The sequence below is a fragment of the Streptomyces sp. NPDC047072 genome, from assembly GCF_040643855.1.
In the GTDB taxonomy this organism is placed as follows: domain Bacteria; phylum Actinomycetota; class Actinomycetes; order Streptomycetales; family Streptomycetaceae; genus Streptomyces.
On the sequence record NZ_JBEYVC010000027.1, the window covers coordinates 78,350 to 86,365 of the forward strand.

Here is an 8,016-nt window from a genome sequence, read left to right on the forward strand (position 1 = left end):
TCATGCTCAATTCCCGGGGATTACTCCCCAGTTGTGGAAAACTCCGCCACCCACACGAGTGATCACCCCGCACCGGGGCGCCCACCACCCCTCACCGAGGCGAGACCACAACCCCCAACAACCCGGGCCCGGTATGCGCCCCGATCACCGCCCCGACCTCGCTCACATGCAGATCCGCCAGCCCCACGACCCGCCCCCGCAACCGATCCGCCAGCGCCGACGCCCGGTCCGGCGCCGACAGATGGTGCACCGCGATGTCGACCGGCGCGCTGCCCGCCCGGTCCGCCGCGATCTCCTCGAGACGCGCGATGGCCCTCGAAGCCGTCCGCACCTTCTCCAGCGGCTCGATCCGCCCCCCGTCGAGCTTCAGCAGCGGCTTCACCGCCAGCGCCGACCCGAGGAGGGCCTGCGCCGCCCCGATCCGCCCGCCGCGCCGCAGATAGTCGAGGGTGTCGACGTAGAAGTAGGCGGACGTGCCCGCGGCCCGCTTCTCCGCCGCGGTGACCGCCTCGTCCACCGTGCCCCCGGCCTCCGCGGCCTCGGCGGCGGCGAGCGCGCAGAAGCCGAGGGCCATCGCGATCATGCCGGTGTCGACGACCCGCACCGGCACCGGCGCCTCGCGCGCCGCCAGGACGGCCGCGTCGTAGGTCCCGGAGAGCTCGGCGGACAGGTGCAGGGAGACGATGCCGGTGGCGCCGGACTCGGCGACCTTGCGGTAGTGCTCGGCGAAGAGCTGGGGGCTGGGTCGCGAGGTGGTGACGGGCCGCCGCTTCTGGAGTGCCTGGGCCAGCGAGCGGGTCGAGATCTCGGTGCCCTCCTCCAGCGCCCGGCCGCCGACCACCACGGTCAGCGGCACCGCCGTGATGCCGTGACGCTCCATCGTCCCCTGCGGCAGGTAGGCCGTTGAATCCGTGACGATCGCGACATGGCGGGACATGAGCTGGAGGTTACCTGCCGTAGCGTCGGGGCGGCAGCCCGGCCCCGTCCGCCTGGCCAGTCCTTGACCGGATCAAGTCGTGCTCTCGGGACGGGGTTTCCTCTGCCAGGGGTAGGCGGGACGCGGGCCCTGCGGAGTGATGGCGGGCCGCGTCGGCTCCTCGGCCGTACGGGAGCGGGGCGGGTCGGTCCAGGTCTGCTCTTTCGCGGGCTCCGCGGCGCCCTCGGCGGCGCCGGCCTCCGGCCACGGGGGCGGCGCGGGCGTCTGGGTGGTCGTCCAGTGCCGCAGGGCGCCGGACTCGACGTCGATCTGCGCGCTCAGCGCGTCCAGGTCGTCGTCGGCGAACCGGCGGGCCCGGTCGCGGGCCGCCCAGCGCAGGGAGTCCGCCGACTGCGTGATCCGCTCGGTGCGCTCCCGCAGGCCGGGCAGGCGCTCGGCGAGGGTCGCCCGGTCCGGCTCGGACTCCAGGCGCTTGAGCTCGCCGTCCAGCTCGTGGCCGTGGGCGCTGAGCCGCTGGAAGAGGCCGAGGGACTCCTTGAGGGACTCGTCCTCGGCGACGCCCGCGTGCAGCGCGTCCTGGGTGGCCCGCATGGAGGTGCGCAGCTTCAGCCGCAGCTGGGCCAGTTCGCCCGCCGGGCCGAGCTGGGCGAAGGACTTGGCGCGCAGGGTGTGGTCCTCGACCGTGCGCCGGGCCTGGGTGATGGTGCGGTCCACTCCGCGCTTGGCGGCGCCGACGACCTTCACCGTGGCATAGACGCCGAGGACCATGAAGAGCACGAAGAGCAGGGCCACGATTGCGATCACTGCTTCCACGACTCCTCCTCGGACGGCACGGCACGCCCCGCGCCGCTCTTCCAAGGTAAACGCAAAGGGCAGGCCCGGAGTTCCAGAAAAACCCCGAACCTGCCCTTAGGGGATCACCCCGTGACGATGTTCACCAGCTTCGGCGCCCGCACGATCACCTTGCGGATCCCCGCCCCGTCCAGCGCCGCCACGACCTTCTCGTCGGCCAGCGCGGCCTTCTCCAGCTCCTCCTCGGAGATGGCCGGCGAGACCTCCAGCCGGGCCTTGACCTTGCCCTTGATCTGGACCACGCAGGTCACCGTCTCGTCGACGACGTAGGCCGGGTCGGCGACCGGGAAGTCCTGGTGGACCACCGAATCACCGTGCCCCAGCTTGTGCCACAGCTCCTCGGCGATGTGCGGGGCCAGCGGCGCGATCAGCAGCACCAGCGGCTCGGCGATCGCACGCGGCACCGCCCCGCCCGCCTTGGTCAGGTGGTTGTTCAGCTCGGTGACCTTGGCGATGGCGGTGTTGAACCGCAGCCCCTCCAGGTCCTGGCGCACACCGTCGATCGCCTTGTGCAGCGCGCGCAGGCTCGCCTCGTCGGGCTCGGTGTCGACGACGGTCACCTCGCCGGTGGCCTCGTCGATCACGTTGCGCCACAGCCGCTGCAGCAGCCGGTACTGGCCGACCACCGCGCGCGTGTCCCACGGCCGGGAGACGTCCAGCGGGCCCATCGCCATCTCGTACAGGCGCAGGGTGTCGGCGCCGTACTCCTCGCAGATCGCCTCGGGAGTGACGGCGTTCTTCAGGGACTTGCCCATCTTGCCCAGCTCGCGCTTGACGGGCTCGCCCTCGAAGAAGAACTGCCCGTCCCGCTCCTCGATCTCGGCGGCCGGCACCGGGAAGCCCCGGCTGTCGCGGTAGACGAAGGCCTGGATCATGCCCTGGTTGAACAGCTTGTGGAACGGCTCGGCCGAGGAGACGTGCCCCAGGTCGAACAGCACCTTGGACCAGAAGCGCGCGTACAGCAGGTGCAGCACGGCGTGCTCGGCGCCGCCGACGTACAGGTCGACACCGCCGTGCGGCTGCCCCTCGCGCGGGCCCATCCAGTACCGCTCGATCTCCGGGTCGACCAGCACCTCGCTGTTGTGCGGGTCCAGGTAGCGCAGCTCGTACCAGCACGAACCCGCCCAGTTGGGCATGGTGTTGGTCTCGCGGCGGTACGCGCGCGGGCCGCGGCCGTCGCCCAGGTCCAGGGTGACGTTCACCCAGTCCTCGTTGCGGGACAGCGGGGTCTCCGGGGAGGTGTCCGCGTCGTCCGGGTCGAAGGTGCGCGGCGAGTAGTCCTCGACCTCGGGCAGCTCCAGCGGCAGCATCGACTCGGGCAGCGAGTGGGCGACGCCGTCCTCGTCGTAGACGATCGGGAAGGGCTCGCCCCAGTAGCGCTGGCGGCTGAACAGCCAGTCGCGCAGCCGGAAGTTGACGGTCCCCTCGCCGATGCCCCGGCTCTCCAGCCACTCGGTGATGCGCGCCTTGGCGTCGACGACGCCCAGGCCGTCCAGGGAGACGCCCTCGCCGTGGGAGTTGACGATCGTCGCGTCGTACGAGACGAAGGCGTCGTCCCACCCGGAGGTGTCGGTGTCCCGGCCGTCGGTCGGCTCGACCACACAGCGGATCGGCAGCTCGAAGGCGCGCGCGAAGGCGAAGTCCCGGCTGTCGTGCGCCGGTACGGCCATGATCGCGCCGGTGCCGTAGCCCATCAGGACGTAGTCGGCGATGAAGACGGGGATCTGCTCGCCGTTGACCGGGTTGGTCGCGTAGGCGCCGGTGAAGACGCCGGTCTTGTCCTTGGCCTCGGCCTGGCGCTCGACGTCCGACTTGGAGGCGGCCTGCGCGCGGTAGGCGGCGACGGCCTCGCCCGGGGTCGCGTGCCCGCCGGTCCACACGTCGTGGGTGCCCTCGGGCCAGGCGGCCGGGGTGAACTTCTCGACCAGCGGGTGCTCCGGGGCCAGCACCATGTAGGTCGCGCCGAACAGGGTGTCCTGGCGCGTGGTGAAGATCGTGACGTGCTCGCCGTCGATCGGGAAGTCGACGCGGGCGCCCTCGGAGCGGCCGATCCAGTTGCGCTGCTGCAGCTTGATGGCCTCGGGCCAGTCCAGCTCGTGCAGGTCGTCCAGCAGCCGGTCGGCGTAGGCGGTGATGCGCATGTTCCACTGGCGCAGCTTGGCCTTGAAGACCGGGAAGTTGCCGCGCTCGGAGCGGCCGTCGGCGGTGACCTCCTCGTTGGCCAGCACAGTGCCCAGGCCGGGGCACCAGTTGACCGGCGAGTCGGAGGCGTAGGCCAGCCGGTACTCGCCCAGGATGTCGGCGCGAGCGGCCGCGGACAGCTCGCTCCAGGACACAGCACCGGGAACCGCACGCTCACCGGACTCGAACTGCGCGACCAGCTCGGCGATCGGGCGGGCCTTGTCCGCCTCGGTGTCGTACCAGGAGTTGAAGATCTGCAGGAAGATCCACTGGGTCCAGCGGTAGTAGTCCGGGTCGATCGTGGCGAACGACCGGCGCTTGTCGTGGCCCAGGCCCAGCCGGCGCAGCTGGGACTTCATGTTGGTGATCGCGGCCTCGGTGGTGACCCGCGGGTGCTCACCGGTCTGCACGGCGTGCTGCTCGGCGGGCAGGCCGAAGGCGTCGAAGCCCAGGGTGTGCAGGACGTTGTGGCCCGTCATGCGCTGGAAGCGGGCGGAGACGTCGGTGGCGATGTAGCCCAGCGGGTGGCCGACGTGCAGGCCCGCACCGGAGGGGTACGGGAACATGTCCATGATGAACTTCTTTGGCCGGGCGGCCAGTTCCGCGTCGCCCGCCAGGTCGCCCTTGGGGTTCGGCGCCGCGTAGGTGCCCTCGGCGTCCCAGAAGTCCTGCCAGCGTGCCTCGATGTCGGCCGCGACGGCGGCCGTGTAGCGGTGCGGCGCGGCCGCTTCGGCGGCGGCAGCGGGGTTCGTCTCGCTCATGGTCCTCAAAGCTCCATCGATCGTCTCTGCCGGCGGTTACGTCCCTGGGGAAACGAAAAATCCCCTCACACAGGAGGGGACGCCGCGCCGATTCCGACCCGTCCGGTCAACCGGCGGTCGGGACTGATCAGCGCGGCTCGCTAAGCAGAAGGCGTACGGCACGCATGGCGTCAGAGTACCGCAGCCGTTGAGCAAGCCGCGACGCGCTTACGTATGCCCTCTTGGCACCGGGTGCCCCGACAGGTAACCGACCTCACAGAGAAGGATTACTTCGCGTAACAACCACTAAGGGACATCACAACGGCCCCGTAGTCGTTTGATAACAACGCAATAACTCAAACGTCGTACCGATCGGTATGGCGCCGCTTAGAGTGCGGCAGCGGGACCGCTTTCCCGAACTGCTCGGAGTTGCCCCCATGAACCCTCGTAGTAACAGCTCGCTCCCCAAGCCGGGCCGCTCGGCCTACGGCATGGCGTCGGCTGCCGTCCTGCTCCTCATACCCGTGATCGTGCTGATCGGAGGCGAGCGGGTCCGCGACTTCCTGAACTTCGGCGCGGGCGTGCTCTCCCTCGTCTCCCTCAGCTGCTCGGTGATCTGGGGACTCGTCGCCCAGGACCGGATCTTCCTCACGACCCAGCAGCGGATCGTGGGACAGGCCGTGCACCGGACGACCGCGGTCGCCTCCATCGCGTTCCTGCTGCTGCACATCACCACGAAGATCGCGCTCGACCACACCCAGCTCATCGCCGCCCTGATCCCCTTCTCGCTGGGCATCAGCGGCAGCGCCGGCCTGATCGGCCTCGGCTCGGCGGCCGGTCTGCTCATGATCTTCGTCGGCATCACCGGCGCCCTGCGCAGCCAGTTCGCCTCCCCCGCCGAGGTCGCGGCCCGCTGGCGCGCCATGCACATGCTGGCCTACCCGGCCTGGTGCGCCGCACTGGTCCACGGCCTGTACGCGGGCCGCGCGGCGAAGCCGATCTTCACCATCATGTACGGCCTCTGCTTGCTCGGCGTCACGGCGGCCCTCGCGCTGCGGGCGGCGCCCCGCCCGGTCAAGCGCAGGATCGCCGACCGGATCGGCGCGGTCCTCGGCACCGAGGACCGCATGGGCCGCGACGAGCTGGAGGCCAGCCGGGCCCGGATCTCGGAGTCCGCGCTGCCCGGTTACGAGGGCGCTCGCGAACCCCGCAACGCCCGCTCGGCCCCCGCCTACGACACCCCGGCCCCGGAACCCGCGGGCAACGGGTTCGCCGCCGCCTACCGGGCCGTCACGCCCAACCCGCGCGCGCAGCAGTCCTTCGGCGCCGACCAGACCGCCCGGATGAACCTGTCCGACATGCAGGCCACGGAGGCGATCCCCCGCGTCGACAACGGCGGCAGCACCTCGGGCAGTTGGCCGATCCCGTCCCCGCCCCCGGTCGGCGAGGCGCCGCCGTCGTCCTACGACCCGATGCAGGACACCGGATACAACATCCCCGCCTATGGCAATTCGGGCACCGCCAGCTATCTCAACAGTGATGCGTACAACACCGGTGAGTCGAACACCGGTTATGGCACGTACAACGGGAACGACACGTACAACAGCGGTCCCGCCAACGAACAACCGCCCGGTGACTCGTACAACTTCGACGCACCGGGCTCGGGCGAACCTTGGAACATGCCTTCCGGAGGCTATAGGTGAACGAGGCCCTGCCCGACGTCCCGGAAGTCCGCGTGGTCGGACTTCCCCAGCTCACGTCGGGCTTCGACCTTGTCGAGCGACTCGATCTGCCCATGCACCTCAAGGTGCACGGGCCTCTTGAACCCATGGGCGGCGAGCAGCTCGCGAAGCTCTCCGAAGCCATCAACCTGAAGGGGCGCGGCGGTGCCGGCTTCCCCTTCCACAAGAAGCTGCGCTCGGTCGCCGAGGCCGCGATCAAGCGCGGCATCCGGCCGGTCGTCGTCGTCAACGGCAGCGAGGACGAACCGGCCTGCCGCAAGGACACGGTGCTCATCAACCGTGCCCCGCACCTCATCCTGGACGGCGCCCTGCTGGCCGCCGAGGCGCTGGGTGCCCGCACCCTCGTGATCGGTGTCACCCGGGAGTCCACCCAGCGGTCCATGGAGGCCGCCCTCGCCGAACGCGGCCTGAGCAACGGCCGCAGATCCGCTCTACGCGCGCGCGTGCAGCGCAACCCCGTGCGCATGGTCACCGGCGCGGCCGCCTCCCTGATCCGCTCGATCGACGGCGGCCCGGCCATCCCGCCCGGCCGCAAGGTCAGCGCCTCGCAGAACGGCGTCGGCGGCGCACCGACCCTCCTGTCGAACGCCGAGACCTTCGCCCAGCTGGCCATCGCCGCCCGCATCGGCCCCGAGCGCTACGGCAACACCGGTCTCTACGACGAGCCGGGCACCGTCATGCTCACGGTCTCCGGCGCGGTCGCCCGCCCGATGGTGATCGAGGTCCCCACGGGCGTGCCGCTGCGCTACGTCCTTCAGCTCGCCGGCGCCCCGCCGGTCCCGCAGGGTGTGCTGACCGGCGGCTACCACGGCAAGTGGATCGACGCGGCGACCGTCAACGAGGCGATCGTCTCCCGCAACTCCCTGGACGCCGTGGGCGGTGCGCTCGGCGCCGGTGCGATCCTGCCGATCACTCAGGACACCTGCCCGCTGGGCGAGTCACTGCGCGTGGCCCAGTGGCTGGCCGAGGAGAGCGCGGGCCAGTGCGGCCCCTGCTACCTCGGTCTGCCGGCCGCCGCGCGCGGCATGGAGGACATCCTCAACGGCGGCGGCCCGGCCGCCCTGGAGGCGCTCAAGCAGGTCGCCAAGAACGTGAAGCGGCGCGGCGCGTGCTCGCACCCGGACGGCTCCGCGATGTTCCTGGAGTCGACCATCAAGGCGTTCACCGACGACCTGGCCGCCCATGTCCTCGGAAACGGCTGCGGACGGCCCGTGGAGGGCGTTCTGCCGCTCTTCGAGGGCGGCAGGATGCCGACGGGCATCCCGGGCGGCGGCGAGCCCGAGGAGGACAACGGCCCGAGCCGCCAGAAGATCTACGTCGACTGGACGCTGTGCCGGGGCCACGGCCTGTGCGCCGACATCCTCCCCGAGGTCTTCGAGCTCGGCGCCGACGGCTTCCCGACCGTCGCCCAGGCCCAGGTGCCCCGCTACGCCGAGGCGAAGGCGCTGCGCGCGGTGCGCCGCTGCCCCGCACCCACGATGACCATGGACCGCGGAACCCGCTCCAGGTTCAGGACGTTGTCCGAGTCCATGATCGTCCGGCCGTCGAACTCGACCGTGTCCGG

The 8,016-nt window shown here is 71.0% G+C and carries 5 protein-coding genes; 2 read left to right on the forward strand and 3 right to left on the reverse strand.

Going from position 1 to position 8,016, the window contains the following annotated elements:
- Window positions 1-91: 91 nt before the first annotated feature.
- The 3 genes from ABZ896_RS15050 to leuS all read right to left on the reverse strand — a co-directional run bounded on the left by ABZ896_RS15050 (window position 92) and on the right by leuS (window position 4,731).
- Window positions 92-937: a DegV family protein gene (locus tag ABZ896_RS15050; RefSeq protein ID WP_360927602.1), complete on the reverse strand. Its 846-nt coding sequence runs from the start codon at window positions 935-937 to the stop codon at window positions 92-94.
- Between the two features lie 72 nt (window positions 938-1,009).
- The gene (locus ABZ896_RS15055; protein WP_360927605.1) at window positions 1,010-1,750 is read right to left on the reverse strand and encodes a hypothetical protein; all 741 of its coding nucleotides are present in this window, start codon (window positions 1,748-1,750) and stop codon (window positions 1,010-1,012) included.
- Window positions 1,751-1,854: 104 nt separating this feature from the next.
- A complete protein-coding gene (gene leuS / locus ABZ896_RS15060) occupies window positions 1,855-4,731 on the reverse strand; it encodes a leucine--tRNA ligase (protein WP_360927608.1) in 2,877 nt (958 codons plus the stop codon).
- A 416-nt stretch (window positions 4,732-5,147) separates the two neighbouring features.
- On the opposite strand from leuS, the gene ABZ896_RS15065 reads away from it, so the two are divergent.
- On the forward strand, window positions 5,148-6,413 hold the full coding sequence (locus tag ABZ896_RS15065) for a cytochrome b/b6 domain-containing protein (protein WP_360927611.1): 1,266 nt from the start codon (window positions 5,148-5,150) through the stop codon (window positions 6,411-6,413).
- The coding region (locus ABZ896_RS15070) for an NADH-ubiquinone oxidoreductase-F iron-sulfur binding region domain-containing protein (RefSeq protein ID WP_360927613.1) at window positions 6,410-8,016 on the forward strand (1,607 nt) is incomplete at its 3' end. The genes ABZ896_RS15065 and ABZ896_RS15070, both read left to right, overlap by 4 nt.